This is a genomic window from Pectobacterium betavasculorum, assembly GCF_000749845.1.
In the GTDB taxonomy this organism is placed as follows: Bacteria; Pseudomonadota; Gammaproteobacteria; order Enterobacterales; family Enterobacteriaceae; genus Pectobacterium; species Pectobacterium betavasculorum.
The window spans coordinates 1-523 of the sequence record NZ_JQHM01000064.1 but is presented as its reverse complement, the minus strand read 5'-3'; the positions used below and the strand labels follow the sequence as shown (position 1 = coordinate 523).

Genomic DNA, 523 nt, shown 5'->3' with positions numbered 1-523 from the left:
AGTAGGTAGCTTAACCTTCGGGAGGGCGCTTACCACTTTGTGATTCATGACTGGGGTGAAGTCGTAACAAGGTAACCGTAGGGGAACCTGCGGTTGGATCACCTCCTTACCAAAAAGATGTGTGTTGAGTGAAGTGCTCACACAGATTGTCTGATGAAAATACTGAGCAAGCGCACCTGTTGATGTCATGAGTGTAGACTCATGCTGACGCGATAGTGCCGGATTTTTAATTCGGTACGGATTTTTCGTGTCCCCATCGTCTAGAGGCCTAGGACACTGCCCTTTCACGGCTGTAACAGGGGTTCGAATCCCCTTGGGGACGCCAATCCGATAATGAGTGAAAGACATTATCACCGAATATCGTAAAGATGATCCTTCGGAGTCATGTTTACGATATTGCTCTTTAACAATCTGGAACAAGCTGAAAATTGAAACATGACAGCTGAACATGCAGGACTGCCTTCGGGTGGGTCGTGATGCATCAGTCTGTCAATGAGTCTCTCAAATAATCGCAGCACGAGGA

At 47.2% G+C, this 523-nt stretch carries 1 tRNA gene and 1 rRNA gene; both read left to right on the top strand.

Features of this window, described 5'->3' with window-relative positions:
- Nucleotides 1–109: ribosomal RNA gene (locus tag KP22_RS21110) — 16S ribosomal RNA — on the top strand; the annotation flags it as partial.
- A 140-nt stretch (nt 110–249) separates the two neighbouring features.
- Nucleotides 250–325: transfer RNA gene (locus tag KP22_RS21105), tRNA-Glu, on the top strand.
- The last annotated feature ends 198 nt before the right edge of the window (nt 326–523 follow it).